This window comes from Streptomyces chrestomyceticus JCM 4735, from assembly GCF_003865135.1.
In the GTDB taxonomy this organism is placed as follows: domain Bacteria; phylum Actinomycetota; class Actinomycetes; order Streptomycetales; family Streptomycetaceae; genus Streptomyces; species Streptomyces chrestomyceticus.
Window position 1 is genome coordinate 3560236 of the sequence record NZ_BHZC01000001.1, and the last position, 25408, is coordinate 3585643.

A 25408-nucleotide genomic window follows, 5' to 3' on the forward strand; every position below is an offset into this window, starting at 1 on the left:
CACAGTGCCCGACCCGGCCGGCGAAGCGCGCACGGGCGCTGCCTCGCTTGGCTGAATCGCACCCATGGGGCGGCGTAGAGCGACAACCTTCCCACTCGCCACAACTCGCCCGGGGCAGAGGACAGTACCCTCAGCCCCGGAGCTCCGGAACTGTCGGGGCTCCCCGAAGGAGGTACCCATGACCGCCGGGACGGTGGCACCCGCGTAGATGTCTACGCAGGTCAGCGCGGAACAGTACGCTTCCTGGCCCGAGGAGCGGTGCGCCGGCGTCGAGATCGTGGACGGGGTGGCCGTCGACAGGCCGAGCGCCTCCAAGCGGCACAACCGTCTGGCCCGGATACTCGCCAATGCGCTGGACGCCGCCGCAGGCCCGGACTGGAACGCCGACACGGACTTCGACGTCCGGCTGCAGGACGTCCCCCTCACCAACCGCCGCCCGGACGTCACCGTCTACCGGGCGGAGACCATCGACCTCACGCCCACCCGCCCCGACCACGTACTCCTGGTCGTCGAGGTCGTGTCGCCCGGCTCGGAGACCACCGACCGGGTCGTGAAGGTGAACCAGTACGCCAAGGCCGGGATCCCCTTCTACTGGCGGGTAGAACAGGCCGTCACCGGCGTCCCCGTCATCTACACCTACGTCCTTGACCCCGCCACCCGGGCCTATCGGGACGGTGAGATGTTCACCGGCGCGATCAACGCCGCCGCGCCCTTCTCCGTCACCGTGGATCTGGGAACCGTCTGACGGAGCTGGAAGAGCGACACTGAAGCCGTCCGCCACCGGCTCGCGATGGACGGGCTCGCCGAGATCGTCGCCTCCCACGAGGCCGAACACGGCGCGCTCACCGAGCAGGAGATCGAAGCGGCACACCAGGACTGTTCGGTGACGAGGGCGCGGGGCACGGGCAGGACGCCGTGTAAGGGAGCCGCACGCCCGCTTCGCGGCGTTGCGCGGTCCCCGACGGGCGCGTCGTCGCGGACTCAGACGATCGCCGCGACGTCCCCGTCATCGAAGGAGATGGCCTGGTGCAGCCGGCCGCCGAGCGCGGCGGCGAAGCGGGCGAGGACGTCCTGGCCGGAGATGTGCCCTCGCTCGATCTGCGACACCCGCCCCTTGGTGACGCCCATGCGGTCGGCCACGTCCTGCTGGGTCAGCCCACGGGCCCGCCGCAGTTCCGCCAGTCGGCGGCCCGTCATCTTCGCCAGCAGTTCTTCCTTGCCGGCCCGCACGGCGTCCTCGCCACCGGCGCGCGCGACGTGCCCGGCGCGGATGTCCTGCCAACGCGTGTATCCACTCACGGTCGTCCGCCTTCTTCCTGAGTCCGGTCTCTCACGTACGCCGCGTAACGCTGCTCGGCCAAGGGCTTCCCTCTCACTGCGCGTTCAGCGGGCCGAGTGCAGCTATCGCTGTACCCCTCGCCCGCCGGCCTGCCCACGCAGCCCGAAAGCCCCTCGGTGGATAGCCCGCGGCCCACGCGGGGAGTTATCCACAGGCCTGCCGGATTTCGCGCGGAAGCGGAAGACTGTGGGTACGGAAACCGATCACCGCGGGCCGGGACGGGGCGTCGGCGCCCGCCGCCGGGGAGTGCGGGGAGGCCGGAGGGGCCGGAGCACCGGGACCTGCCGGGACGTTGGGAACTGCAGGAGGGGGAAGGCATGGCGGGCTCACTGGCTGTGCTGCGCGATCGTCATCGGGCGGAAGCGGACGGGCTGTTGGCGCGAGCCGTCGAGGAGGAGGTCCGGCGCTCGGGCGGGACGCTCGACCGGGGTGTCCTGCTGGCCCGGGCCCGCGCGGTGCTGGACGATCTGGCCGGTGCGGCGTCCGAGGAGTACGACGCGTACGTGCACGCGCTGGACGAGTCCGCGGCCGGGCAGCGCCCGTTGTCCGAGCGGCTGTCGCGCAAGGAGCTGAGCACCCCCGCGGTGGCCACGGCGGTCGCGGCGGTCGCCGCCTTCGGCACGGACCTCGCGTTCGGGACGGGCCCCGGCGCGGCGCTCGGCGTCGGTGTCTCGGTGGTGGCCGCGGGCGCCGCGGCGACGGTCGTGAAGCTGACGGCGGGACACTGGCCGGCGGCCCACCGGCAGGCCGGGATGCGCGGCCAGCCGGGCGGTCCCGAGCAGTTGCGGCTGCAGTGGCTGACCGCGCTGGAGGTGCGCGGCATCCGGCCGTTCCTGGACCAGCAGCGGATGCTGACGGCGGCGACGCGCAGCAGTTCCTCCGGCACGCCCGCCGCCTCCCGAGGCAGCCGGGTGCCGCAACTGCGCGGCGCGGACCGCAGCGCGGCGGCCCGCCAGCGGTCCGTGCTGGAGCAGTCCTTCTCCCATCTGCCGCAGCCGGAGCAACTGTTCGCGGGGCGGCGGGCCCATCTGGCGCAGATCGCGCAGTGGGTGCACGCGGCCCGGGCGAGCACGGAGACCCGGCCGACGGTCGTGGTGCTGCACGGCGAGCCCGGCTCGGGGCGTACGGCGCTGGCGGTGCGGGCCGCGCACCAACTGCGGGACCAGTTCCGCGGCGCGTGCGTGGTGGACCTGCGCGGGGACACCCCGGGCGAGACGCCGCTGCCGACGCGCGACGCGCTGCTGCACCTGCTCAACCGGCTCGGCGCGCCGCGCGAGCAGTTGCTCTTCCGTGAGCGGCCCTCCCAGGAGCAGCACGTCAAACGGCTCACGGAGCTGTACCACAAGCATCTGACGGGCCTGCCCGTCACGGTCCTGCTGGACGACGCCTCGGACCCGGAACAGGTGCGCCTGCTGGTGCCGGACCGCTCCGACAGCCTGGTGCTGGTGACGACCCGCGAGCCGATGGACCTGCCCGGCGATCTCCCGGCGTGGGTGCACCAGCTCCCGGTGGGCGCGCTGGACTCGGCGGGCACCGAGGAGCTGCTGCGGGCCGCGGCCGACGAGTCCGCGGGTGAGACCGGACCGTACGACCACCAGTCCGTCGAGCGGATCGCGCAACTGTGCGCGGGGCTGCCGCTGGCGCTGCGGGTGGCCGGTTCGTCGCTGGGGCCCAGGTCGCCCGCCACCCTGGCGGCGGACCTGGCGGAGAGCGCCGCACGGCATCCGGCCGCCGGGCCAGGGGCGTCCCCCGCCGAGGCGGCGCTGTGGCTGCGCTACGGCGACCAGTCGGAGACGGCCCGCCGACTGCTGCGCCGGCTGGCGCTGGTGGGTCGGGCCAGCCTGGGGGCGGCCGCCGCGGCGGCGCTGCTGGGCGTGGACACGCCGGAGGCCGAACGGCAGCTTTCGGCACTGGCCGCCGCGGGCCTGATCGAGCACGTCCGCAGCGACCGCTACCGCCTGCACGCCCTCGTGCACCACTTCGCGCACGCCCGCCTGCTGGACGAGGAGGACCCGGCCGGGCGCAGTACGGCCCAGGAGCGGCTGATCCGCAGCTACGCGGAGCTGGCGGACTCGGTGATCCGCCTGGTGGACGGCCGTACGTCCACCCGCGCCGACCGCTTCGGCTCGCACGGCTTCACCTCGCTGGACGCCGCGCTCCAGTGGCTGGACGACGAGACCAGCTTCATCACCGCCGCGCTGCGCCACGCCGACCAGGACGTGGACCAGGCGACCGTCTCGCACCTGCTGGGCGCCCTGGCCGACTACTGCCTGCTGCGCGGTGACCTGTACCGCCTCGGCGAGCTGAGCGAGCTGACCAAGGCCGCCGACCGGGGGCTGCTCGTACGGTCCGTGCAGTGGCGCACCGGCATCGCGGCCCGGCAGCTCGGTGAGCTGGACAAGGCCCGTACGACCCTGACCTCGGTGGTCGACCTGTACTTCGAGGCGCAGCACCCGGTCGGTGCCGCGCGTGCCCTGCGTGACCTGGGGATCACGCTCCAGCAACAGGGCAATCTGACGGAGGCCGCGGCCAAGCTGCGCGAGGCCATGGAGATGCAGTCCGGCCCGGACGTGCGCGGTGACCGGGCATGGACGCTGCACGCGCTGGCGGCCGTGGAGCGGGACCGCGCGCGGGTGGCGGAGGCGCTGGCGCTGCTGCGCGAGTCCCTGGAACTGCACCGGGAGAGCGAGAGCCTGCACGGCCAGGCGTGGGCGCACTTCCAGCTCGGCCAGGTGTACCTGCGGATGGGCGAGGTCCCGGAGGCGGAGCGCGAGTTCCACGCGGCGATGGACCTGTACGGCCGTACGCACGACGACCGCGGCGAGGCGTGGGCGATGACCCAGTTGGCGCGGGCCCGGCTGGTGGACGGCGACCCGGACCCGGCGGTGGACCGGCTGCGCCAGGCCCTGCCCCTGCACCGTCGCTACGAGGACGCCCGTGGCGAGGCGTGGACGCTGTACTACCTGGGCCAGTCGCTGGAGGAGCAGGGCGACCTGGACGCGGCGCTGCGGCACCTGGAGCGGTCGAGGACGATGTTCAGCCGGATGCAGGACGGCTACGGCCTCGCCTGCGCCCGGCACCACTCGGGGCGCGTCACCCGGGACCTGCGGGCCGCGCAGACCGGTTCGCTGCGCAACAGCGGCTTCGCCCGGCAGCTCCTCCAGGACGCCCGCAAGGACTTCCAGCGGATCGGCGTCCCGCACGGGGAGGCGTGGTCCTGCCTGGAGCTGGTGATCATCGACGCGGGCAACGGGCGGGCGGCGCAGGCGCTGGAGCTGGCCGACGAGGCGGCGCGGACGTTCGCCGGTTACGGGGACCGGCGCGGCGAGGACTGGGCCCGTTTCCTGCGCTGCACGCTGCTGCCGTTCGCCTCACCGGGCGGCTCGGTGGTCGGCGCGGCGGTCGCGCAGGAGGAGCTGGCCCGGCTGGCGCAGGAAGGGCATCCGACCCGGGACTCGAAGCTGGAGGACTGCGCGGAGACGTTCGCGCTGCTGCTGGAGCGCGGCGTCGAGCCGGAAACGGGGTGGGAGGCATGGCGGCTCGGCATGGTTCCGAACCGCCACGCGCGCGAGGTCATGGGGGTGACCGTCACCTGACGACCGTTCGCCCGTCGCAGTGACCGGGGACCGGAGGCGTTCCTCCGGCGCGGTGACCCCACGTACAGGGACGCCGGGTGACCCCACGTACGGGGACGCCGGTGACCCCACGTACAGGGAAGCCGGGTGCGCCCCACGCGCCATGACGCCGGACGGGCCGGCGGGACGTCGTCCCGCCCCGCCCGGCGTCCGGGACGTGCTCAGCCCGCCTCGGGCCGTGCCTTCCCCGAGGGCTGCCCCTTCGCCTGGTTCTTCTTCGCCTGGCTGTTCGCCTGCCCCTTCGCGGTGGCCTCGGCCGGGGCCGCCGCGCCGGAGGCGGCGGGCGCCTCCGGGGCCTCCTCGAAGTCGACCTTCTTCATCCGCTTGTTCATGGACTTCATCAGCAGCCATACGGCGCCGCCGATGACCGCGAACACGATGAAGCCGAGGACGCCCGGGGTCACCTTGTCCTTGTCGAAGCTGTCGGCAAGGGTGACGAAGGGCGTCACGGCGAGGGTGCTAGTCGCGCTCATCATGGAGTCAATTGTTGCGGATGCCCGCGAAGAGGTCGTCCTCGGGGAGGGACGTGTCGACGAGCGACTTGGCGAGTTCGTACTCCTCCGTGGGCCAGACCTCCTTCTGGATGTCCATCGGCACCCGGAACCAGCCGCCGTCGGGGTCGATCTGCGTCGCGTGCGCGATCAGCGCCTTGTCGCGGATCTCGAAGAAGTCGGCGCAGGGCACGTACGTGGTCAGCGTGCGCTCGCGGCGCTCGAACTCCTTCCAGCGCTCCAGCCACTCCCCGTACGGGGACTCCATGCCACGCTCCAGCAGCGCCTCGTGCAGCGCGACGGTGCGCGGCCGGTTGAAGCCCTGGTTGTAGTAGAGCTTCTGCGGCTGCCAGGGCTCACCGGCCTCCGGGTACTTCTCCGGGTCGCCGGCCGCCTCGAACGCCACCATCGAGATCTTGTGGGTCATGATGTGGTCGGGGTGCGGGTAGCCGCCGTTCTCGTCGTAGGTCGTGATGACCTGCGGCTTGAACTCACGGATCAGCTTCACCAGCGGCTCGGCCGCCGCCTCCACGTCCTGGAGGGCGAAGCAGCCGTCGGGCAGCGGCGGCAGCGGGTCGCCCTCGGGCAGCCCGGAATCGACGAATCCCAGCCACTCCTGCTTGACGCCCAGGATCTCCCGGGCCTCGTCCATCTCCTTCTTGCGCACCTCGTGGATGTGCTCCTCGATGTACGGGTCGCCCTGGAGCTTCGGGTTGAGGATGGAGCCGCGCTCCCCGCCCGTGCAGGTGGCGACCAGCACGTCCACCCCCTCGGACACGTACTTGGCCATGGTGGCCGCGCCCTTGCTCGACTCGTCGTCGGGATGGGCGTGGACTGCCATCAGTCGCAGCTGCTCAGTCAAGACTCGATCCTCAGTGAAAGGCCGGAGAAGATGTTTCCTATAGTGACCGAAGCGCGGGGCGATTAATTCCGGAGCCCCCGGCAGGAGGAGCGATCATGGGCGCGGTGCGTGAAGGGCTGCCCGACGGACGCTACGGCCGCTCCGCCGACCAGCGCGCCGACCGCAAGCTGAAGATCATCGGTGCCGTGCTGGGCGTGGCGCTGCTCGGCGTGGTCGGCTGGTCCGGTTTCTCCTACATCTCCGGGCAGGAACTCAGCGGCCGGGTGATCACCTGGGACCGGGTTTCGGACAGTGCCGTCAAGGTGCACCTGGAAGTCGTCAAGGGCAAGGACGACACCGGTACGTGCACGCTGCGCTCGCAGGCCGACAGCGGCGCCGAGGTGGGGCGCAAGGACGTCACCGTGGACGCTCCGAAGGAGCAGGTGGACGTCGAGGTCACGATCCGTACGACGGCACGGGCGACCAACGCCGTCCTGGTCGGCTGCACGTCCTCCGGCGGCTGACCCGAAGCCGTGGGCCCGGTGCCCCCCGGCAGCCGCCCCGAGACCGTGAGCCCGGCGCACCCCGGCAGCCGGTGCGCGCCCCGCACCGCCCGGTGTGTCGCCGGTGTGTCGCCCAGCCCGGTCGGAGCCGGCGCGCTGACCGGGCACGATCCGGCCGGATGACGTTCCCGGCGAAATTCCCCTTCCCCGTTTTGTGCCGGAATTGTTAGGCTCGTGGTTTCGCCCACCCGTGGAGGCGCAGCCTCCCTGGTAGGGCGTTTGATTTATCCCCAGCACCGACGAGGAGCACCTGTGACCCAGACCAGCGACAACGTCACCTGGCTGACCCAGGAGGCGTATGACCAGCTCAAGGCCGAGCTGGAGTACCTGTCTGGTCCCGCACGCGCCGAGATCACCGAAAAGATCGCGGCGGCCCGCGAGGAAGGTGACCTGAAGGAGAACGCCGGGTACCACGCGGCCAAGGAAGAGCAGGGCAAGCAGGACCTTCGGATGCGCCAGCTCAAGCAACTGCTGGAGACGGCGAAGGTCGGCGAGGCGCCCGCCGCCACTGGTGTCGTGGCCCCCGGCACGGTCGTCACCATCGCGTTCGACGGAGACCCGGACGACACCCTGACGTTCCTGCTGGCCTCGCGGGAGTACGCGAGCTCGGAGATCGAGACCTACTCCCCGCAGTCCCCGCTGGGCTCCGGAGTGAACGGCAAGAAGATCGGCGAGACCGCCGAGTACGAGCTTCCCAACGGCAAGAAGGCTTCGGTGAAGATCCTCGAAGCCAAGCCGTACACGGCCTGAGCGCCGGGCGGCAGCGCCCGCCCGTAGCCTGACGACGACCGGCCCGGAGCCCCAGCGGCTCCGGGCCGGTCGCGTCTGTGCCGTGCGCCGTGCCCCGCTCTCCGGTCAGCCGGCCGCCTTGCGGTACTTGCGGACCGCGAGTGTCCGGAAGAAGACGAGGATCGCCACCGACCACAGCACCGAGGCGATGATCGGGTGCTGCATGGGCCAGGCGTCCGGGGTCTTGAAGCCGGGCGGCAGGTTGCCGAACAGCTCACGGGCGGCCTGGACGGTGGTGCTGAACGGGTTCCACTCCGCGATGTGCCGGAAGACCGTCGGCAGCTTGTTGGAGTCGACGAAGGCGTTGGAGATGAACGTCAGCGGGAACAGCCAGATCAGCCCGCCCGAGGTGGCGGCCTCCGGCGTCCGTACGGTCAGGCCGATCAGCGCGCCGATCCAGGAGAACGCGTAGCCGAGCAGGAGCAGCAGGGCGAAGCCGGCCACGACCTTGCCGATGTTCTCGTGCGTGCGCCAGCCGATGAGGAGCGCGACGAGAGCGAGCACGATCAGGGTGAGCGTCGTCTGTACGAGGTCGGCGAGGGTACGGCCGGTGAGGACGGCGCCGCGCGCCATGGGCAGCGAGCGGAACCGGTCGATCAGCCCCTTGTGCATGTCGTCGGCGATGCCCGCGCCCGCACCGGCGGTGGCGAAGGTGACGGTCTGCGCGAAGATGCCCGCCATCAGGAACTCGCGGTAGGTCTGCTGCGAGAGCGAGCCGCCGACCTGGATCGAGCCGCCGAACACGTACGTGAAGAGGACCACGAACATGATCGGCTGGATGAGGCCGAACAGGACCACCTCGGGGATCCGCTTCATGCGGATCAGGTTCCGCCGGGCGAGGACCAGGGAGTCGGTCATGGTGCTCATCGGTGCTGTCCCTTTCCGGCGGCGGACCGCCGTCCCGAGGGCGCGTCACCGACCGCGGTGGCCCCGCCGTCGCCGTCCCCCTGCTTGCCGTTCCCGTCCTTGCCCTCCCCGGCCCCGTCCTCGCCGTTGCTCTCCGCCGTCTCCGCGGCGTGGCCGGTCAGCGAGATGAACACGTCGTCCAGGGTCGGCCGGCGCAGTCCGATGTCGTCGATCTCGACACCGCGGACGTCGAGTTCGCGGATCACCTCGGCGAGCAGCTTGGCGCCGCCCGTCACCGGCACCGTGATCTTGCGCGTGTGCTGCTCGATCTTGCTCGCGCCCTTGCCGAAGCCGCGCAGCACCTCGTCGGCCGTACCGATGTGCTCGGCGGCGTGCACGACGACCTCCACCCGCTCGCCGCCCGTACGCGCCTTGAGCTCGTCGGAGGTGCCGCGGGCGATGACCCGGCCGTGGTCGACCACGCAGATGTCGTGCGCGAGGTGGTCGGCCTCTTCCAGATACTGGGTGGTGAGGAGCAACGTCGTGCCGCCGGCGACCAGTTCCTGGATGACCTCCCACAACTGCTGGCGGTTGCGGGGGTCCAGGCCGGTGGTGGGCTCGTCCATGAACATCACGGGCGGGCTGACGACCAGCGCGGCCGCCAGGTCGAGCCGGCGCCGCATGCCGCCGGAGTAGGTCTTGGCCGGACGGTCGCCGGCGTCGGTGAGGTGAAAGCGCTCCAGGAGCTCGGTGGCCCTGGCCTTCGCCGCGCGCCCGCCCATCTGGTAGAGCCGGCCGACCATGGTCAGGTTCTCACGGCCCGTCAGGTACTCGTCGACGGCGGCGAACTGGCCGGACAGGCCGATGGAGCGGCGTACCGCGTCGGGGTGCTTGAGGACGTCGATACCGGCGACGACCGCGGTGCCGCGGTCCGGCTGGAGCAGGGTGGTCAGGACCCGTACGGCGGTGGTCTTGCCCGCACCGTTCGGGCCGAGCAGTCCGAGGACGGTTCCTTCGGGGACGTCGAGGTCGACGCCGTCCAGAGCCCTCACCTTGCCGAAGGTCTTCACCAGCCCCTCGGCGTAAATGGCGCCTGGCATGTGGATACTCCCAAGGTATGGGTTGACTCCAGGAAGAATTTTACTTTTGCCGGACATGAGCCGCTCTACGGGCATATACCCGGCACCGAGGGGGCCCCGAAACATGGCTCAGCTCCCCGTGGACCCGGACCTTACCGCACACGCGATACATCGCGACATACGTCGGACGCCATGTGCGGACGCGCGGCCGGTCAGCCGCGCGCCACGGCACACGACAGCCGTGGCACGCGTCGGCTCACGACGCACATCAGCCGTGGCACACGCGAGCCCATGGCGCACGCCAGTTCGCCGCCACATCAGCCCATGACGGTGTAACCCGCCGCCCGCAGGGCCGAACCGACCTCCGTGCAGTGCTCCGGACCCTTGGTCTCCAGATGCAGTTCCACCTCCGCCTCCGTGAGCCCGAGCCGCGGATCGGTCCGCACATGGCTCACGTCCAGGACGTTCGCGTCGACCTCCGACAGCACCGCGAGCAGCGTCGCCAGCGCCCCCGGCCGGTCCGTCAGCCGCAGGCGCAGCGACAGGTAACGCCCGGCCGCGGCCATGCCGTGCCGCAGGATGCGCTGCATCAGCAGCGGATCGACATTGCCACCGGACAGCACCGCGACCACCGGCCCCTCGAAGGACTCGGGCCGCGACAGCAGCGCCGCCACCGGACTCGCCCCCGCCGGCTCCACGACCAGCTTGGCCCGCTCCAGGCAGAGCAGCAGAGCGCTGGAGAGCTCGTCCTCGGACACGGTACGGACTTCGTCGACGAGATCGCCGACGATTTTGAACGGAACGTCGCCCGGACGCCCGACCTTGATGCCGTCCGCCATCGTCACCGGCGCCTCGATCGAGACCGGCCGCCCGGCCGCCAGCGAGGGCGGATAGGCGGCCGCGCCCGCCGCCTGCACCCCGACGATCCGCACGTCCGGCCGCAGCGCCTTGACCGCCAGGGCGATGCCCGCGACCAGCCCGCCGCCGCCGATGCCCACGACGATCGTGCGCACCTCCGGACACTGTTCGAGGATCTCCAGGCCGACCGTGCCCTGGCCCGCGATGATGTCCCGGTGGTCGAAGGGGTGGATGAAGACCGCGCCCGTCGCGTCGGCGTACTCCTGGGCGGCGGCCAGCGTCTCGTCCACGACCTGCCCGTGCAGCCGCACCTCGGCGCCGTACTCACGGGTCGCGGCGACCTTCGGCAGCGGCGCGCCGACCGGCATGAACACCGTCGAACGCACCCCGAGCAGCGAGGCCGCCAGCGCCACGCCCTGCGCGTGGTTGCCGGCGCTGGCCGCGACCACCCCGGCCGCCCGCTCCTCCGGGGAGAGCGCCGCGATCCGCACGTACGCGCCACGTATCTTGAAGGAGCCGGTGCGTTGCAGGTTCTCGCACTTCAGATGCACCGGCGCCCCCACCAAACCGGACAGGTGCCGGCTCCCCTCCAAGGCGGTGGACCGTGAGACGCCGGACAGGATCTTCTGCGCCTCCCGTACGTCCTCGACGGTGAGCGCGGCGGAGGCGGCGGCCGCCGGGCCCGCGCCCGGCCCGGAAACGGAGGCGGAACCGGAATGCGACGCCGGTTCATCGCCGGTACCGGACGCCTCCGCACGCGCCGGGACCGATGCCGGACCGGGTCGCTGACCGGCGGCAGAAGCGGAAGCGGAATCCCAAGAGGAACCGGGGGCAGGAGTGTGCTCGTGCGGCGTGTGATCGGCCATGAAGCCCAGTCTTACAGTTCGGTCCGCGGCCGGGTCCCGGGGCCGCCGGACCGGTGCGGCACCGGCACGTCTTTGGACAGCGCCGGTACGGGCGGCGCCGGGGCCGCGTACTCTGTCCCCCAATCCGTACGCATCCCATGAAGCGAGCTCCCGGCCATGCCCACCTCTTCGGACATGACGACCCACACCGACCCCGCTCTTCTCGACGCGCTGCAACACCAAGTCGCCGTTTTCGCCCGCCGCGCCGAACAGAGCCGGCTCGGCGGCGTCGGCCAGGCACGCAATTCCATGGACCGTGCCGCCTACCTGCTCCTCAACCGCCTGGACAAAGAGGGCCCGATGGGTGTCAAGGCGCTGGCCGCCGGCATGGGCATCGACTCCTCCACCGTCACCCGGCAGGTCGCCCCGCTGGTCGACTCCGGCCTGGTCAACCGCGCCTCGCACCCCGAGGACGGCCGTGCGGTCGTGCTCCAGCTCTCCGAGCGCGGCCGCTCCCGGCTGGAAGAGGTACGGGCCTCCCGCCGCGCCCTGATGGCGCTGGTCACGGAGGAGTGGACGGAGGAGGAGCGGGACTCCTTCTGCAGCCTGCTGACGCGCTTCAACGCCTCCCTGTCCACGGTCACCGCGACGCTGCCGCCGGTGCCGTCGAGCTCCTGAGGGGCCGGAATCCGGTCCGTCGGTTCCTGAGCGACCGGAATCCGGTCCGTCGGTTCCTGACCGGTGGACGGACCTCGATTCACCGGTTCCTGAGCGGCCGGACGGCGATCCGTCCGCCGCGCAGCAGGAGGAGCAGCGGCGTCCGGCCCTGCCCGCCCCGGTTTTTCCCTGCCGCCTCTTGACCGCGTGCCGGGCCTGCCGTGCCATGGAGCTGTGCGAGAGCGGCGGGCAGCCCAGGAACGCCGTCGTGCCCGGGAGTTCGAGGCGTTCGTCGCGGGCGCGGCCGGCCGTCTGCTGCGCGCCGCCACGCTGCTGACCGCCGAGCCGGAGGACCGGCGCGCGCCCGCCGCCGAGCGCCTGCTCACCCTCGCGCTGGCCCGTACGTACGCCGCCTGGGACCGGCTGCGCGGCGAGGACCCGTACGACCGCACGCGCCAGGAGATGGCCGCCCACTTCGCGCACTCCGCCTGGCGGGAACGGCTCCCCCGCGCCCTGGGACGCGGCAGGCGGCCGCCGCCCGGTGGCCTTCTGGGTCGGCTGTCCCCGCAGGAGCGGCTGGTGCTCGTGCTGCGCCTCTACGAGGGCGTCGCCGAGGAGCAGACGGCCGCGCAACTGGGCCTGCCCGCCGAACGCGTCCACGCGCTGTGTCTGCGGGCGGTGGGGCACATGCGCAGCAATCCTCCTGCCGGGCGCGCGGAGCCGCCGGTACAGGTCGGCGCAGCGGCACCGGAACCCGTCGGCGTACCGGACGCAGCTCAGGCCCCTGACGCACCACCCGCCCCGGACCCGCTGCTACCGGCCCCACACCCGGAAGCCGCCGCGCCATGAGCCTTCCGGACCGCAGGGAGACGCCATGAGCCTTCCGGACCGCAAGGAGGCCGAGGTGCGGCGGATGCTGGACGGGCCGCACCCGCCGGTCCCGCCCGACCTGGCGCTGCGCGCCGCCGCGAGCGGCCGACGGCTGCTGGTGCACCGGCGGCTGGCGCGCCGGCTGCTGTGGCTGCTGGCCGTGGCGGCGCTGGCGGCGCTCCTGGTCTGGGCGGCCGTCGACCAGCCGTGGCTGCCGCCGCCGGTGCACACCACCCCTCCGCTGGAAGGGTGGTGAACGGAGGCCGGGAGCTCCAGGCGCCGCTGTCCCAGCGCCTGAAGTCCCCTGGCCGAGCACCTGGCCCGTTCCCCGGCCCAGCGCCTGAGCGCCTCCTGCCTTCGCGCCCGAGTGCTTCCTAGCCCAGCGCCTGGGTGAGGTCCGCGACCAGGTCGTCGATCGACTCGATGCCGACCGAGAGCCGTACGAGGTCGTTCGGGACCTCCAGCAGCGAACCCGCCGTCGAGGCGTGCGTCATCCGGCCCGGGTGCTCGATCAGCGACTCCACGCCGCCCAGCGACTCACCGAGGGTGAACAGCTTGGCGCGGTTGCAGACCTCCACCGCGGCCTCCTCGCCGCCCGCCACACGGAACGACACCATGCCGCCGAAGGAACGCATCTGCTTGGCGGCGACCTCGTGGCCGGGGTGCGACGCCAGGCCCGGGTAGTAGACCTGCGTCACCTTGTCGTGCGCGGCGAGCAGCTCGGCGATCCGGCCGGCGTTGGCGCTGTGCCGGTCCATCCGTACGGCCAGCGTCTTCAGACCGCGCATCACCAGCCACGAGTCGAACGGCCCGGCGACCGCGCCCATCGCGTTCTGGTGGTAGGCCAGCTCGTCGCCCAGCTCGGCGTCGTCGACGACGAGCGCGCCGCCGACCACGTCCGAGTGGCCGCCCATGTACTTGGTCGTGGAGTAGACCACCACGTCCGCGCCGAGGGCCAGCGGCTGCTGGAGGTAGGGGCTGGCGAAGGTGTTGTCCACGACCAGGCGGACCCCGGCGTCGCGCGCCACGGCCGCCAGCGCGGCGATGTCGGTGATGCCGAGAAGCGGGTTGCTGGGCGTCTCCACCCAGATCGCCTTGGTACGGGGGCGCAGCGCGTCCCGTACGGCCTGCGGGTCGGAGGTGTCGGCGACCGACCACTCCACACCCCACCGCTCGACGACCTTCGAAATGAGGCGGAACGTGCCGCCGTACGCGTCATTGGGGATGACCACGTGGTCGCCGGGGACCAGGAGGGTGCGCAGCAGGCAGTCCTCGGCCGCGAGGCCGGAGGCGAAGGCCAGGCCGCGGCGGCCGCCGTCGAGGGCGGCCAGGTTCTCCTCCAGGGCGGTACGGGTCGGGTTCGCGCTGCGGCTGTACTCGTAGCCGCCGCGCAGCCCGCCCACGCCGTCCTGCTTGTAGGTGGACACCTGATAGATGGGCGGTACCACCGCGCCGGTCGCCTCGTCGGGCTCCTGACCTGCGTGAATGGCAAGGGTCTCGAAATTCTGGGGGCGCTGCTCGCGCTGATCGCTCATGTCTGCCGAGGGTAGTCGTCCACACCCGCGAACTTTTCGGAACTTTCTGCTTCGCTGGATAGTGGATACATACAAGACACAATCACGCTCCACTCCGTCCCGCCCCGCTCCGCCCCGGCGCCCGCCGCCCCGCCCGCCCGCATCCCACGACCGGAATCCGAGACTGACCCCATGGACGTTCTGCTGGTTCTCTTCGCCGCTGCCGCGCTCGGCGGTCTCGTCCTGCTGCCCTGGCTGCGGCGCCGGCAGGCCGCGCAGCAGGCCCAGCAGGGCCTGGCGGTGGCCGCCGACCCCATGGCGGGCTACGGATTCGTCCCGGCCCAGGAGCTCGACGTACGGCTGCCCGGCCCCGACCAGGAGCTGGAGGACGCCCTCGACGAGATCCGGCGCAGCCACGACTGGCGCCCGGCCGCAAACCTGCTGAGCGCCACCGGCGAGGACTGGGAGCGCCGCTGGCAGCGGGTGCAGACGCTCGCCGGGGCCGCGGCGTTCGAGCTGGCGGAGCGGCCCGGACAGGGCGGCATCTGGCTGCGTACGTGGCGCTCCGAGGCGCCCAAGGACCCGGGCGGCGCCCAGACCCACGCCCAGTTCCTCGTCATCCAGGCACTGCGCGACCCCGGCTCGCAGGACTTCCGCATGATCCTGGAGGAGGCCCGGACGGTCTGCCACGAGGCGGCCCTGCTGGCCCCCGGCAGCCCCGTCCCGTACATCACCGAGCTGGCCGTCGCCCGCGGCCTCGGCGACCGCCGCGCGGACTACGACGCCCTGTGGTCGAAGGTCGCCCAGCGCGCCCCGCACCACATGGGCGCGCACCTCGCCGCCCTGCCGTACTGGTCGCAGAAGTGGCACGGCTTCAAGGAGGAGGCCGCCGCGTTCACCGAGAGCGCCGCCTCGGCCGCCCCCGCCAAGAGCCTGCTCCCGGCGCTCCCGCTCTTCGCCGTCTACGACCACCTGCCCGAGGCCAACATGGTCCGCGGCCTCTTCCAGAGCGCCGTAGTCGAACGCGCGATCGAAGGCGCCCACTTCGCCCTGCGCGAGGCCCCGGCGGACCACCCCATGGCCCCGCACGTCCGGCACCTGCTCATCTGGTTCCTCGTGCACGCCGAGCGCTACGCGGAGGCCGTGGAGCAACTGCGCCTGGTCGACGGCCACGTCGGCGCCGTCCCGTGGTCGTACGGCAGCAGCCCCGCCGCCGAGTACGCCGCGTTCCGCGCCCTGGCCGTGGCCGGCTGGGAACGCGGTGGCGGCACGTCGTCCAACTTCCGCGCGCACCCATGACCACCGGCGGCCCACCCCTACCCCTCCCCCCCCGCCCCCGGAATGCGTCTCCCGCTCCCGGCGTTGTCCCGGCAACCGGCCACCGTCCTCTTCCCTCACCCCCGGAGCGAGACGCCATGCTCTTCAACCGCTTCAAGAACGCCCTGCCCTCCCCGGAGGAGGCCCTGAAGGGCCGCCCCGAACGCGACTTCACCGTCCCCGACCGGCACACGGTCCTCGGCACCCCGCTCCTCGGCCCCTACCCCGAGCACCTGCGCACCGCCGACTTCGGCCTGGGCTGCTTCTGGGGCGCCGAACGCAAGTTCTGGCAGGCCGAGGGCGTCTGGACGACCCTGGCCGGCTACCAGGGCGGCCACACCCCCAACCCCACCTACGAAGAGGTGTGCAGCGGCCTGACGGGCCACACTGAAGCCGTCCGCGTCGTCTACGACCCCGCCAAGACCTCCTACGCCGCCCTCCTGAAGCTCTTCTGGGAGTCCCACGACCCCACCCAGGGCTTCCGCCAGGGCAACGACACCGGCACCCAGTACCGCTCCGCGATCTACACCCACTCCCCCGCCGACCAACAGACAGCCGAAGCCTCCCGCACCGCCTACCAGTCCGTCCTGACCGCCTCCGGCTACGGCACCATCACCACCGAAATCCTCCCCGCCGCCGACTGGCCTTTCTATCCGGCCGAGGGATATCACCAGCAGTACTTGGACAAGAACCCGGCGGGGTACTGCGGGATCGGGGGGACGGGCGTGAGCTGTCCGGTGGGGGTGGCGCAGGCCGACGGGTGAGTGGGGCTGACGGCCCGCTGCGGAAGCCCCCGTCTCAATTTCAGACGAGCGGCTCTTTCCGGGCGCCATCGTGCCCCCGAGCCGTCACCCTTTTCTCATGGCGACTTCGGGGGCACGGGGCGGGCAACTCGGCGGGCTGCGGCAGTGGTGGGGTGTGCTGGCCGGTGTCTTGTTGATCGCGGCGTGGGTTCATGCCGCGGCGGGGCCGGCTGTGGTGATCGTTCTTTCCGCCGCCGTGTTCTTCTGGAGCTTCTTCCAGGCGCCGATGCCGTGTGGCGCCCCGGTACGCGGACGCCCGGACGGCTGTCGCAACAACGCCTACGGGCTGCTGTTGGGGTGCCACATCCGCCAGCACCGGTGGCAGAAGCTGAAGATGCTGATCGTCCGGCGGCAGGTGCGCGTGTTCTGCGCGGGGCTGTTCTCGGACGGGAAGGCCGTCGTCGTCACGCTGGCCGGGCTGGGGAGCTTCGTCTCGGGGCTTGTTGCCTTGGTCCCGGGGGTCATCGTTCACTGAGACGGCGTACGTGTGTGTCTCGGCCGCCTTCAGGGCTTCGGCGCGGGTGGTGGAGGCGCGGAAGCTGGTCGGCGAGCCGGTGGAGTACTTCCGGGCGTTGGCGGGGGATGCGGAGGTGCTGGGGATAAGGATGGGGGTGGAGGGTTAGCCGGGGCGGCGGGGCTGGGGCGGGTTTTTGAAGACTTCGTGTACGGCCAGGTAGTTCTTGCCGCTGTGGCCCTGGGCGATCGCCTGCTCGGTGATCGCCTTCATGAGCTGCGGCTGGTCGGAGTGAAGGCCCTGTTCCACGCAGGTGCGGGTGATGTGGTCGAGCGCGTGGAGGTTCATCTCCAGGGTGCCCGCGTCGCCGGGATAGTCACCCCGGTCCAGGGCGGGCGCCTGCTCGGTGAGGGTCGCGGTCACCACTGCGGGCATGAACCAGTCGAGGGCGAGTTCGGCGAATGTGGTGGCCGGGACGTTCGCCGAGCCGACCAGGGCCGTGGCGTGCAGAAAGCCGTTCATGGTCGCGTACATCAGGTCGAGCAGTGCCGTGTTGTACAGCACCGCCAGGCTGGGGTCGGTACCGAGGTACCGGGGGTCGCCCAGGCTCGCCAGCGTCGCCCGGTGCTCGTCGAAGACATGCCGCGCGCCGCTGTAGAGGAAGACGGAGCCGGGGTGCCCGACGAGTGGCGGTGGCACCATGATCGCGCCGTCCAGGTAGGCGATGTGGCGTTCGGTCGCCCAACTGAGCGCTGTTCGCGCCTCGTTCGGGGTGCCGGAGTTGAGGTTCAGCAGGGCCCGGCCCTTCAGGGCGTCGGCTGCGGTGTCGAGAACCGCGTACATCGTCGCGTAGTCCTTGAGGCACAGGACCGTGACGGGGCTCGCGGATGTCGCTTCGGCGGCCGTCCTTGCGCGGTGGGCGCCCTTGGTGACGAGGGTGTCGGCCTTCTCCGGGGTGCGGTTCCAGACGGTGGTGGGGTGGCCGTGTTGCAGCAGCGCTTCGGCCAGGGCGAGGCCCATGGGGCCGAGGCCGATGACGGTAACGGGGGTGGAATGAGAAGTTGTTGATGGGGTGTCAGTCATGCGGCCTAGACTGCTGTCTCACATCGGTGTGAGAGTCAACTGGACGTGGTGGTCGTCACATGCGTATGGGGGAGTTCGCCCGGCGGACCGGGGTCAGCCCACGCCTGCTGCGCTACTACGAGGAGCAGGGGCTGCTCAAGCCGTCGCGGCGGTCGAGCGGGTACCGCGAATTCGCGGAAGAGGACATCGCCACCGTCCGGGGCATCCGCATGCTGCTCGGCGCCGGTCTCGGCACCGCCACGATCGCCGAACTGATGCCCTGCATGGTCGACGACGGGCAGATCCTGGCGCCGGCCTGTTCCGGCATGCTGCCCGACCTGCACCGGGAACGTGAACGCCTCGACGAGGCCGTGGCCGGTCTGCTGGCCGCGCGGGAGAAGCTGGACGCCGTCATCGCCGCCACAGTGACGGCCGGGGGTGACGACGACGATCCGGAAGCCTGCCGTGCGGTGAAGAAGCCTGCCGTGCGGTGAAGCGGGCCGCTGATGTCGCTGCGTCGCCGCTCGGTACGGCGTCCGGCTGACGCCGGCAGAGGGCTGGCTTCGCGGACCGTCGCCGGGGTCAGTCGGCTCGGTGGTGGCCCAAGCGTGCGCGGTCGGCCGCCGCGGCGCCCTGCTCCCAGCCGTCGGCGTCGCGTACGCCCCGCATCCGGACGGCGGCGGTGTCGGGGAACAGTTCGCCGGTGGTCTCCGCCACGGCGACCTCGCGGGCGGCCAGGACCGGGAGGAGGCCGGGGGCGTCGGTGGCGGCCTCGGCGGTGGTCGCTTCGGTGACCGTGGCCAGGCGGGCGCGGATGCGGTCGGCGTACGCGACGAGGAAGGTCTGGCGGAAGTCGCGGGTACGGCGGGACCGGCCGCGGCTGTGGTGGGCGTCGCCCGCGCGGTGCATGGCGGTGGTGGCCTGGAGGAGCAGGGACGTGTAGAGGAGTTCGGCGGCCTCCAGGTCGGCTTCGAAGCCGATGAGGGTGGAGAAGCCGACATCGCCGGACCAGACGGCCTGGCAGCGGTTGGCGGCGGCGACGGCGTCGAGCAGCAGGGCCTTCGCCTGCTCGTACGGGCCTTCGATGCCGATGCGGATGGCGGAAGGGGCGATGCCCCGACCAGCGCTCGCGCCGGTACCGGTGTGGTCGAGCAGTGCCTCGTCGATGCTGTGCCGCGCCATCAGCTCCTGCGCCTTGGCCGACAGGGCCTCCGCCTCGTCCGGGTAGTCCGTCGCCTCGGCCTTGGCCAGCAGGCCGCGGATACGGCCCAGGGTCCGGGACTCGGCGGGCGTGCTCGCGCGCGCCGGAGCGGCGGCCGGGAGGGGCGTGATGCGGGGCAGCCGCGCCAGGACGCGCAGCGCTGCCAGTACGTCGTACGTCGTCTCGAAGCGCGAGCTGCGGCGGCGGTGCGCCAGCTCCTGCATGTAGCGGGCGTCCGACTGCCACCAGGTCTCGGCTCCGAGGTCGCGTAGCTGGGCCGCCCAGCGGGGCCCTCGGGCGCGTTCCGCCGCCCGGCCCGCGCGCTGCGCCTCGGCCGCCATCGCGTCCACGACGACGGCGGTACGCGGGCCGCCGCCCGTCTCTCGCCGTACGATCCGCTCCAGGTCGGCGGGCTGCCAGCCGCCCTGCCAGCAGCGCCGTACGCCGTCCTCCGCCGCGGCCAGCAGCGCGGCGCTGACGGCTTCCGGGCCTTCGGGCGCCGCCGCCAGCATCGAGGCGCCGGCTTCCAGGGCGTCCTCGGCGGGCGTCCCGTCCTCGGCGTACCGGACGGTACCGAGAACGGTGCCGACCAGTTCACCGGCCGCCGCCCGGCCGCCCCGCTGCCGCTGTCCGTCGTCGCGCTTGCTCACGTGGTCACGATACGGAGGGCGGGCCCCCGCCTGCGCACCGGCGGGGGTCCGCCCTCGGAGGGAGAGGGGAGCGCTACTTCACGGCGCTGCCCGCCACCCACTCGTTCCAGTCCATGTTCCAGCCATTGAGGCCGTTGTCCGGCTTGATGGTCTTGTCCGGGGAGTTGATCATGTGGACGACGTCGCCGATCAGCGAGTTCTGGTAGAACCAGGCGCCGTCCGTGCCGGGGTCGCCGGCGCCCTTCACGTCCTCCAGGCCGATGCAGCCGTGGCTGGTGTTGGCGTTGCCGAAGATGCCCTTGCCCCAGTAGTTGCCGTGCAGGAACGTGCCGGAGCTGGACAGCCGCATGGCGTGCGGGACGTCGGGGATGTCGTACTCACCCTTGCCGTCGTTGTTGGTGAAGCCGACCGTGGAGCCGTCCATCCGAGTCTGCTGGTACTTCTCCGAGATGACCATCTTGCCGTTGTACGTCGGGTGGTCCTTGCTGCCCGCGGAGATCGGGATGGTCTTGATCGTCTTGCCGTCGCGGACCACCGTCATCTGGTGCGTCTTGGCGTCGACCGTGCTGACCTGGGAGCGGCCGATCTGGAAGTCGACCTTCTTGTTCTGGACGCCCTTGACGCCGGGCGCGGCCTCGACGCCGTCCAGCTTCAGGTCCACGCTGACCTTGGAATGCGGCTTCCAGTAGTCCTTGGGGCGGAAGTCCAGACGCTGGTCGCCGAACCAGTGGCCGACGATCTCCTGGTTGCTGCTGGACGCCACCTTGATCGCGGACTGGACGTCCTTCTTGTTCTTCACGGGCTTGTCGAAGTTGACCGACACCGGCATCCCGACGCCGACGGTCGAGCCGTCCTCCGGCGTGTAGTTGCCTATGAAGCTGTTCTTCGGGGAGACCGTGGTGAAGGTCGAGTGCTCCACCGCCTTGCGGCCGTCGCCGTCGGCGGCGTGCGCGGTGATCGTGTACTTGGTCGAGCGCTCCAGTTGCTTCTTCGGCTGCCAGGACTTGCCGTCGGCGGCGAGCGTGCCCTCGACCGGCTTCTTGCTCTCCCCGGCGGTCATCGTGACGTCGGTGAGCTTGCCGCCGTCGACGGTGACCTTGGCGGCGCTGTTGATGCCCGCGTCGGCGGAGCCGTTCTTCGGTTCGATCTTGATCTTGGCTTCCGAGGCGTCCTTCGCCGCCGCCTCGTCGACCTTCTTCGTGTTGTCCTGGCCGCCCCCGTCACCACCGTCACCGCCACCGCACGCCCCGAGTGTCAGCACACCCCCGAGCAGCGCGGCAGTGGCTATCAGGCCCTTGCGACGCTTGCTGTCCGTCATCACACGATTCTCCATTGCCTTGCTGCCGAACCCGAAAACCCCCGAGCCGGGCGCCGCACCGCAGACTGCCGGCCGACACCATCAGGAACGCCTGTTCCGTTTCGTCCGTTCCATACCTACGGCGGCTGTGGGAAACGCCACGCAACCCCCGTACGGCGACGGGCGTCGAACGGAGATCGCGTGGCGGTCGTACGGGATCGCGTGGCGGTCGTACGGGATCGCATGGCGGCCGTACGGGATCGCGTGACGGTCGTACGCGGTCGTACGGAGATCGTGTGGCGTCGGCCGCGGGCGGCTCCTCAGAAGCGGACGCGCACCCCGTCCGCCGACGTCCCGTCCGCCCCGGCCTCCTCGTCCTCCGGGAAGTCGTCGTCCTCGGCGTCGTGCCCGAGGACCCACTCCGCGTCGGCGTCGTAGTCGATCTCCTCGCTGCTCCAGGACGCCTGTGTCAGCTCCACCCCTGGAACGCCCTCGACCAGGTCGAAGGGGTCCACGAGGTACGCCAGCGCCTCCGCCGGATCGGTCTGGACCGTTTCCCGCGCATGGCCGCGCTCCTCCTCGGGTAGAGAAGGGTCACCGTTGATGTGGTCGAGTGCCGCGCCGGTCAGCCGGTCCGAGTCGGCGACCTCCATGACGAGTTCGACATGGAGCCGGACAAACCGTGATGTCTCGTCGTTGCTCATGTCAGGGAGCGTAAGCACCACCGGCTCCTGACTTCCCCACGACCCGCGGCTGTCACTAACATCTGTTGTCAACGGTCAATTTGCCGAGCCCACAAGGGGGATCGTTTCCGTGCCCGTGACCGCACGTCGACCACTGCTGACCGCCGCAGCCGCGGGATCGGTACTGCTCGCCCTGTGGTTCGTACCGTCCGCGAACGCCACCGTCGAACACGGCGAACGGACGCCGCACGACACCCCCCGGTCGGCCCAGCGGGCCCAGGAGACGCAGTCGCACGCCGCCACGCGGACCGGTACGGACCAGCAGGGTTCCGCGGCCGCGCAGGGGGCACTGCTCGCCGACACCGGCGCGTTCGACACCACGCCGTACGTCGTCGGAGGCGCCGCCTTCCTCGGTATCGGCGCCGGGCTGGTCGGCTTCTCCGTCCGCCGCACCCGCGGCGACGCGGCCTGACCGTCCGGCCTGGCGCAAGCCTGACCGTCCCGACCTGGCAAAGAAGCGCGGAGAACCGCGCGGATCTGCGGAGACGCACGCGGAACAGCGGTGATGTGCGCGGAACGGCGGTGAGTGCGCCGCGGATCCGCAGCCGGCGGCCGGGCGGAGCGGGCCGGGCCCGCCCCACCGGATCAGCGGCCCGCAGACCGGCTGCCCGCCCCGGCCGCCCGCCCCGTCAGGCCAGCTCGCCGGTGACCTCTTCGACCGCCGCGACCAGCCGGCCGTCGCGCACGAACTCGTACGCCGCCTCCAGATCCGGCGCGAGGAAACGGTCCTCCCCCGGGCCCTGCACACCCGCGGCCCGTACGGCGTCCAGCACCGCGCGGGTGGCCGGCGCCGGGGTGAGGCCCGTGCGCATCTCCACCGCGCGGGTCGCCGCGTACAGCTCGACGGCGAGCACCCGGGTCAGGTTGTCCACGGCGGTCCGCAGCTTGCGCGCCGCCGACCAGCCCATCGAGACGTGGTCCTCCTGCATCGCGGAGGACGGGATGGAGTCCACCGAGGCGGGCGCCGCCAGCCGCTTCAGCTCGCTGACCAGCGCCGCCTGCGTGTACTGGGCGATCATCAGACCCGAGTCGACGCCCGGGTCGCCGGCCAGGAAGGCGGGCAGGCCGTGCGAGCGGTTCTTGTCCAGCAGGCGGTCCGTACGGCGCTCCGCGATGGAGCCGAGGTCGGCCGCGGCGACGGCGAGGAAGTCCAGGACGTACGCGACCGGCGCGCCGTGGAAGTTGCCGTTCGACTCGACCCGGCCGTCCTCCAGCACCACCGGGTTGTCGACGGCGGCGGCCAGCTCGCGGCTCGCGACCAGGCGGGCGTGGTCCAGCGTGTCCCGGCCCGCGCCCGCGACCTGCGGGGCGCAGCGGATGGAGTAGGCGTCCTGGACGCGCGGCGCGTCGTCCTGGTGGTGGCCGGTGAGTCCCGAACCGGCCAGGACCTTGAGCATGTTGGCGGCCGAGGCGGCCTGCCCGGGGTGCGGGCGGATGGCGTGCAGCTCGGGCGCGAGCACCTTGTCGGTGCCGAGCAGCGCCTCCAGGGAGAGCGCCGCGGTGATGTCCGCGGTGGTGAAGAGGCGGGCCAGGTCGGCGCAGGCCATGACGAGCATGCCGAGCATGCCGTCGGTGCCGTTCAGGAGGGCCAGGCCCTCCTTCTCGCGCAGTTCGACCGGCGCGATGCCGTGCTCGGCGAGCAGCTCGCCGGCCGGGCGGACGACGCCGTCCGGGCCCTCCGCCTCGCCCTCGCCCATGAGCGTCAGCGCGCAGTGCGACAGCGGCGCGAGGTCGCCGGAGCAGCCGAGCGAGCCGTACTCGTGGACGACCGGGGTGATGCCCGCGTTGAGGATCTCCGCCATGGTGGCGACGACCAGCGGCCGGACGCCCGTGTGCCCGGAGGCGAGCGTCTTGAGGCGCAGGAACATCAGGGCGCGGACGACCTCGCGCTCCACCCGCGGGCCCATGCCGGCGGCGTGCGAGCGCACGATGTTGCGCTGGAGCTGGGCGCGCAGCTCCGGGCTGATGTGGCGTACGGCCAGGGCGCCGAAGCCCGTGGAGACGCCGTACACCGGGTCCGGCTTGGCGGCGAGGTCGTCGATGACCGCGCGGGCGGCGGCGACGGCCGCCGTGGCCTCCTCGGACAGCTCGATACGGGCGGCGCCGCGGGCGACGGCGATGACGTCCTGTGCGGTCGTGCCGGACGTCCCCAGCACCACAGTGTGCATATCCATATTCAGGCACCCTAGAGACTGAATCCCTGGATGTCACCACTGGGATGTCCGGCTCGGTGGCGGGCGGGGTGAGCACCGTACGCGGTCGGGCGGGCCGGGCACGTCCGCGGGCGGGCCGGGCACGTACGCGGCCGGGCGGCGGCCCGGTCACCGGCGGAAGCGGCGGCGTTCCGTCGACGAGGCGCGTTCCGGGGCGTCGGCCAGGCGGATCACCGGGTCGTCCGTACCGCCGTCCCGGCCCGCCACCACCGGGCCGCGCGAACCGGAGCCCTTCGCCCGGTACTGGGCGGCGTCCGCCAGCCGGAACAGCCGGCGGGCCGAGCGCACCGGACCGATCGGGTCGCCGGTCGACGCGACGCCGACCGCCACCCCCTCGCCGAGCTCCAGCTCCGCCGCCCGGTCGCACAGCTCGGCGGCCACCTTGGCCACCTCGTCGGCCGACGGGCCCACCGTGAGCAGGCAGAACTCATCGCCGCCGAGCCGGGCGGCGAGGGCACCGGGCAGTATGGCGCCGCACAGCGACAGCACCGAGCCGAAACGTTCCAGCAGCCGGTCGCCGACGGCGTGCCCGCAGGAGTCGTTCACCCGCTTCAGCCCGTTCAGATCGCACACCACCAGGCTCACCACCGCGCCGTCCCGCCGGTGCCGCTCCAGGGCCTCGTCGAGCCGCATGTCCACCGCGCGCCGGTTGGCCAGGCCGGTCAACGCGTCGGTGAACGCCAGCCGGCGCGCCTCCGCCAGCCGCTCGGTCTGCGCGATCCCGGCCGCCGTCACCGCGGCCAGCACGGTGGCGAAATCCGCGTCCTCGCGCGTGAAGACCGGCTCCCCGGCCGAGCGGGCCACGTACAGTTCGCCCCACGCCCGCCCGTGCAGCACGATCGGCGCGACCACGCAGCAGCCACGGCCCCTGCGGCGCAGCGCGGCGACCCGCTGGTGGTTGTAGCGGCCGTCCTGCGGGCCGTCCCCGACGGTCTCCACCCAGGCGTTGGGCTGGCCGCCCCCGGCCCACTGCTCGTGCAGGAATCCGACGATCTCCGGGAACTCGTGCACCGGGTAGGACTCGTCCTCGGGGTACGGCACCTCCCCGTCGGCCAGCTCACCGACGTTGACCAGCACCTTCAGCCGGCCCAGCTCACGCTCCCAGGCCGAGACCGCCGCGAACGAGCCCCCCAGGGCGGCCCGCACCCCGTCCGCGGCGGCCCGCACCGACGCGCGCGGGGTGTGCGCCGCCGCCATCGCCTGCGCGAGTGCCACCACGGCCCGGAGCCTGTCATCGCCGTCACCCGTCACCGGACCTCGCATTCCGTCACCGTGAGCACTACGTGTCACTACAGCGTAGGAATGTTCCACAGCGTCCGCCCTTTCCGACCGGTACCGACC

25 protein-coding genes are annotated in these 25408 nt (G+C 72.1%); 12 read left to right on the plus strand and 13 right to left on the minus strand.

Annotation, left to right across the window (positions count from 1 at the left end; all coding sequences use genetic code 11):
- The first annotated feature begins 208 nt into the window (after positions 1-208).
- Complete coding sequence (locus EJG53_RS14760; RefSeq protein ID WP_125045231.1) at positions 209-745, plus strand: Uma2 family endonuclease; 537 nt, start codon at positions 209-211, stop codon at positions 743-745.
- A 236-nt stretch (positions 746-981) separates the two neighbouring features.
- On the opposite strand, the gene EJG53_RS14765 is transcribed toward EJG53_RS14760, so the two are convergent.
- On the minus strand, positions 982-1299 hold the full coding sequence (locus EJG53_RS14765; protein WP_125045232.1) for a helix-turn-helix domain-containing protein: 318 nt from the start codon (positions 1297-1299) through the stop codon (positions 982-984).
- A 357-nt stretch (positions 1300-1656) separates the two neighbouring features.
- Here EJG53_RS14765 and EJG53_RS14770 point away from each other — a divergent pair, with 357 nt between their 5' ends.
- Complete coding sequence (locus EJG53_RS14770) at positions 1657-4935, plus strand: tetratricopeptide repeat protein (RefSeq protein WP_125045233.1); 3279 nt, start codon at positions 1657-1659, stop codon at positions 4933-4935.
- Positions 4936-5135: 200 nt separating this feature from the next.
- Here the strand turns inward: EJG53_RS14770 and EJG53_RS14775 are convergent, their stop codons facing one another.
- A complete protein-coding gene (locus EJG53_RS14775; RefSeq protein ID WP_125045234.1) occupies positions 5136-5450 on the minus strand; it encodes a hypothetical protein in 315 nt (104 codons plus the stop codon).
- 4 nt (positions 5451-5454) lie between these two features.
- Positions 5455-6327 carry a mycothiol conjugate amidase Mca gene (mca, locus tag EJG53_RS14780; RefSeq protein ID WP_125045235.1) on the minus strand — a complete coding sequence of 291 codons (873 nt, stop codon included), beginning with the start codon at positions 6325-6327 and terminating at the stop codon, positions 5455-5457.
- A gap of 95 nt (positions 6328-6422) precedes the next feature.
- Here mca and EJG53_RS14785 point away from each other — a divergent pair, with 95 nt between their 5' ends.
- Together EJG53_RS14785 and greA are read left to right on the plus strand one after the other, a co-directional pair.
- Complete coding sequence (locus EJG53_RS14785) at positions 6423-6830, plus strand: DUF4307 domain-containing protein (RefSeq protein WP_031007895.1); 408 nt, start codon at positions 6423-6425, stop codon at positions 6828-6830.
- A gap of 291 nt (positions 6831-7121) precedes the next feature.
- Positions 7122-7619: a transcription elongation factor GreA gene (gene greA, locus EJG53_RS14790; protein WP_125045236.1), complete on the plus strand. Its 498-nt coding sequence runs from the start codon at positions 7122-7124 to the stop codon at positions 7617-7619.
- 105 nt (positions 7620-7724) lie between these two features.
- On the opposite strand, the gene EJG53_RS14795 is transcribed toward greA, so the two are convergent.
- The 3 genes from EJG53_RS14795 to ilvA form a co-directional block, all read right to left on the minus strand.
- Positions 7725-8525, minus strand: coding sequence for an ABC transporter permease (locus EJG53_RS14795; protein WP_125045237.1), 801 nt, complete (start codon positions 8523-8525; stop codon positions 7725-7727).
- Entirely contained in the window at positions 8522-9604 is a 1083-nt protein-coding gene (locus tag EJG53_RS14800; RefSeq protein WP_244955141.1) for an ATP-binding cassette domain-containing protein, read from the minus strand. Before EJG53_RS14800 ends, EJG53_RS14795 begins: the two co-directional genes overlap by 4 nt.
- A gap of 296 nt (positions 9605-9900) precedes the next feature.
- Positions 9901-11307: a threonine ammonia-lyase gene (gene ilvA, locus EJG53_RS14805; protein ID WP_244955142.1), complete on the minus strand. Its 1407-nt coding sequence runs from the start codon at positions 11305-11307 to the stop codon at positions 9901-9903.
- Between the two features lie 156 nt (positions 11308-11463).
- Here ilvA and EJG53_RS14810 point away from each other — a divergent pair, with 156 nt between their 5' ends.
- From EJG53_RS14810 to EJG53_RS14820, 3 genes are all read left to right on the plus strand, one after another.
- Complete coding sequence (locus tag EJG53_RS14810) at positions 11464-11964, plus strand: MarR family winged helix-turn-helix transcriptional regulator (protein WP_031007890.1); 501 nt, start codon at positions 11464-11466, stop codon at positions 11962-11964.
- Positions 11965-12177: 213 nt separating this feature from the next.
- Positions 12178-12792: a sigma factor-like helix-turn-helix DNA-binding protein gene (locus EJG53_RS14815; RefSeq protein ID WP_244955143.1), complete on the plus strand. Its 615-nt coding sequence runs from the start codon at positions 12178-12180 to the stop codon at positions 12790-12792.
- A 25-nt stretch (positions 12793-12817) separates the two neighbouring features.
- Complete coding sequence (locus EJG53_RS14820; protein WP_125045238.1) at positions 12818-13069, plus strand: hypothetical protein; 252 nt, start codon at positions 12818-12820, stop codon at positions 13067-13069.
- A 118-nt stretch (positions 13070-13187) separates the two neighbouring features.
- On the opposite strand, the gene EJG53_RS14825 is transcribed toward EJG53_RS14820, so the two are convergent.
- Positions 13188-14348, minus strand: coding sequence for a cystathionine gamma-synthase (locus EJG53_RS14825; RefSeq protein ID WP_125045239.1), 1161 nt, complete (start codon positions 14346-14348; stop codon positions 13188-13190).
- A gap of 171 nt (positions 14349-14519) precedes the next feature.
- Between EJG53_RS14825 and EJG53_RS14830 the strand changes: the two genes are divergently transcribed.
- The 3 genes from EJG53_RS14830 (at position 14520) to EJG53_RS14840 (ending at position 16922) form a co-directional block, all read left to right on the plus strand.
- On the plus strand, positions 14520-15626 hold the full coding sequence (locus EJG53_RS14830) for a hypothetical protein (protein WP_125045240.1): 1107 nt from the start codon (positions 14520-14522) through the stop codon (positions 15624-15626).
- A gap of 116 nt (positions 15627-15742) precedes the next feature.
- Positions 15743-16408 (plus strand): peptide-methionine (S)-S-oxide reductase MsrA, encoded by a 666-nt coding sequence (gene msrA / locus EJG53_RS14835; RefSeq protein WP_125045241.1) that lies wholly within the window; start codon positions 15743-15745, stop codon positions 16406-16408.
- A 97-nt stretch (positions 16409-16505) separates the two neighbouring features.
- Complete coding sequence (locus tag EJG53_RS14840; protein ID WP_125045242.1) at positions 16506-16922, plus strand: hypothetical protein; 417 nt, start codon at positions 16506-16508, stop codon at positions 16920-16922.
- 144 nt (positions 16923-17066) lie between these two features.
- Here the strand turns inward: EJG53_RS14840 and EJG53_RS14845 are convergent, their stop codons facing one another.
- On the minus strand, positions 17067-17984 hold the full coding sequence (locus EJG53_RS14845; RefSeq protein WP_125045243.1) for an NAD(P)-dependent oxidoreductase: 918 nt from the start codon (positions 17982-17984) through the stop codon (positions 17067-17069).
- 59 nt (positions 17985-18043) lie between these two features.
- Here EJG53_RS14845 and EJG53_RS14850 point away from each other — a divergent pair, with 59 nt between their 5' ends.
- Positions 18044-18457, plus strand: a complete 414-nt coding sequence (locus EJG53_RS14850; protein ID WP_125045244.1) for a MerR family transcriptional regulator — start codon at positions 18044-18046, stop codon at positions 18455-18457.
- 88 nt (positions 18458-18545) lie between these two features.
- Here the strand turns inward: EJG53_RS14850 and EJG53_RS14855 are convergent, their stop codons facing one another.
- The 3 genes from EJG53_RS14855 to EJG53_RS14865 all read right to left on the minus strand — a co-directional run bounded on the left by EJG53_RS14855 (position 18546) and on the right by EJG53_RS14865 (position 21815).
- Positions 18546-19814, minus strand: coding sequence for a DUF2786 domain-containing protein (locus EJG53_RS14855; RefSeq protein WP_125045245.1), 1269 nt, complete (start codon positions 19812-19814; stop codon positions 18546-18548).
- 73 nt (positions 19815-19887) lie between these two features.
- A complete protein-coding gene (locus EJG53_RS14860) occupies positions 19888-21132 on the minus strand; it encodes a L,D-transpeptidase (RefSeq protein WP_125045246.1) in 1245 nt (414 codons plus the stop codon).
- 299 nt (positions 21133-21431) lie between these two features.
- A complete protein-coding gene (locus EJG53_RS14865) occupies positions 21432-21815 on the minus strand; it encodes a hypothetical protein (protein ID WP_125045247.1) in 384 nt (127 codons plus the stop codon).
- A gap of 115 nt (positions 21816-21930) precedes the next feature.
- Here EJG53_RS14865 and EJG53_RS14870 point away from each other — a divergent pair, with 115 nt between their 5' ends.
- On the plus strand, positions 21931-22266 hold the full coding sequence (locus EJG53_RS14870; RefSeq protein WP_167515112.1) for a hypothetical protein: 336 nt from the start codon (positions 21931-21933) through the stop codon (positions 22264-22266).
- Between the two features lie 217 nt (positions 22267-22483).
- Here the strand turns inward: EJG53_RS14870 and hutH are convergent, their stop codons facing one another.
- Both hutH and EJG53_RS14880 read right to left on the minus strand, forming a co-directional pair.
- The gene (gene hutH / locus EJG53_RS14875; protein WP_050510702.1) at positions 22484-24028 is read right to left on the minus strand and encodes a histidine ammonia-lyase; all 1545 of its coding nucleotides are present in this window, start codon (positions 24026-24028) and stop codon (positions 22484-22486) included.
- Positions 24029-24175: 147 nt separating this feature from the next.
- Positions 24176-25330 carry a GGDEF domain-containing protein gene (locus tag EJG53_RS14880; protein ID WP_125045249.1) on the minus strand — a complete coding sequence of 385 codons (1155 nt, stop codon included), beginning with the start codon at positions 25328-25330 and terminating at the stop codon, positions 24176-24178.
- Positions 25331-25408 lie beyond the last annotated feature (78 nt).

What these genes read in the sequence shown, in the direction of transcription:
- EJG53_RS14760 (WP_125045231.1), top strand. Translation starts at nt 209, where the DNA reads ATGTCTACGCAGGTCAGCGCGGAACAGTACGCTTCCTGGCCCGAGGAG.
- EJG53_RS14770 (WP_125045233.1), top strand. Translation starts at nt 1,657, where the DNA reads ATGGCGGGCTCACTGGCTGTGCTGCGCGATCGTCATCGGGCGGAAGCG.
- EJG53_RS14775 (WP_125045234.1), bottom strand. Translation starts at nt 5,450, where the DNA reads ATGATGAGCGCGACTAGCACCCTCGCCGTGACGCCCTTCGTCACCCTT.
- EJG53_RS14785 (WP_031007895.1), top strand. Translation starts at nt 6,423, where the DNA reads ATGGGCGCGGTGCGTGAAGGGCTGCCCGACGGACGCTACGGCCGCTCC.
- EJG53_RS14795 (WP_125045237.1), bottom strand. Translation starts at nt 8,525, where the DNA reads ATGAGCACCATGACCGACTCCCTGGTCCTCGCCCGGCGGAACCTGATC.
- EJG53_RS14800 (WP_244955141.1), bottom strand. Translation starts at nt 9,604, where the DNA reads ATGCCAGGCGCCATTTACGCCGAGGGGCTGGTGAAGACCTTCGGCAAG.
- ilvA (WP_244955142.1), bottom strand. Translation starts at nt 11,307, where the DNA reads ATGGCCGATCACACGCCGCACGAGCACACTCCTGCCCCCGGTTCCTCT.
- EJG53_RS14810 (WP_031007890.1), top strand. Translation starts at nt 11,464, where the DNA reads ATGCCCACCTCTTCGGACATGACGACCCACACCGACCCCGCTCTTCTC.
- EJG53_RS14820 (WP_125045238.1), top strand. Translation starts at nt 12,818, where the DNA reads ATGAGCCTTCCGGACCGCAAGGAGGCCGAGGTGCGGCGGATGCTGGAC.
- EJG53_RS14825 (WP_125045239.1), bottom strand. Translation starts at nt 14,348, where the DNA reads ATGAGCGATCAGCGCGAGCAGCGCCCCCAGAATTTCGAGACCCTTGCC.
- EJG53_RS14830 (WP_125045240.1), top strand. Translation starts at nt 14,520, where the DNA reads ATGGACGTTCTGCTGGTTCTCTTCGCCGCTGCCGCGCTCGGCGGTCTC.
- msrA (WP_125045241.1), top strand. Translation starts at nt 15,743, where the DNA reads ATGCTCTTCAACCGCTTCAAGAACGCCCTGCCCTCCCCGGAGGAGGCC.
- EJG53_RS14840 (WP_125045242.1), top strand. Translation starts at nt 16,506, where the DNA reads ATGGCGACTTCGGGGGCACGGGGCGGGCAACTCGGCGGGCTGCGGCAG.
- EJG53_RS14845 (WP_125045243.1), bottom strand. Translation starts at nt 17,984, where the DNA reads ATGACTGACACCCCATCAACAACTTCTCATTCCACCCCCGTTACCGTC.
- EJG53_RS14850 (WP_125045244.1), top strand. Translation starts at nt 18,044, where the DNA reads ATGCGTATGGGGGAGTTCGCCCGGCGGACCGGGGTCAGCCCACGCCTG.
- EJG53_RS14860 (WP_125045246.1), bottom strand. Translation starts at nt 21,132, where the DNA reads ATGACGGACAGCAAGCGTCGCAAGGGCCTGATAGCCACTGCCGCGCTG.
- EJG53_RS14865 (WP_125045247.1), bottom strand. Translation starts at nt 21,815, where the DNA reads ATGAGCAACGACGAGACATCACGGTTTGTCCGGCTCCATGTCGAACTC.
- hutH (WP_050510702.1), bottom strand. Translation starts at nt 24,028, where the DNA reads ATGGATATGCACACTGTGGTGCTGGGGACGTCCGGCACGACCGCACAG.
- EJG53_RS14880 (WP_125045249.1), bottom strand. Translation starts at nt 25,330, where the DNA reads ATGCGAGGTCCGGTGACGGGTGACGGCGATGACAGGCTCCGGGCCGTG.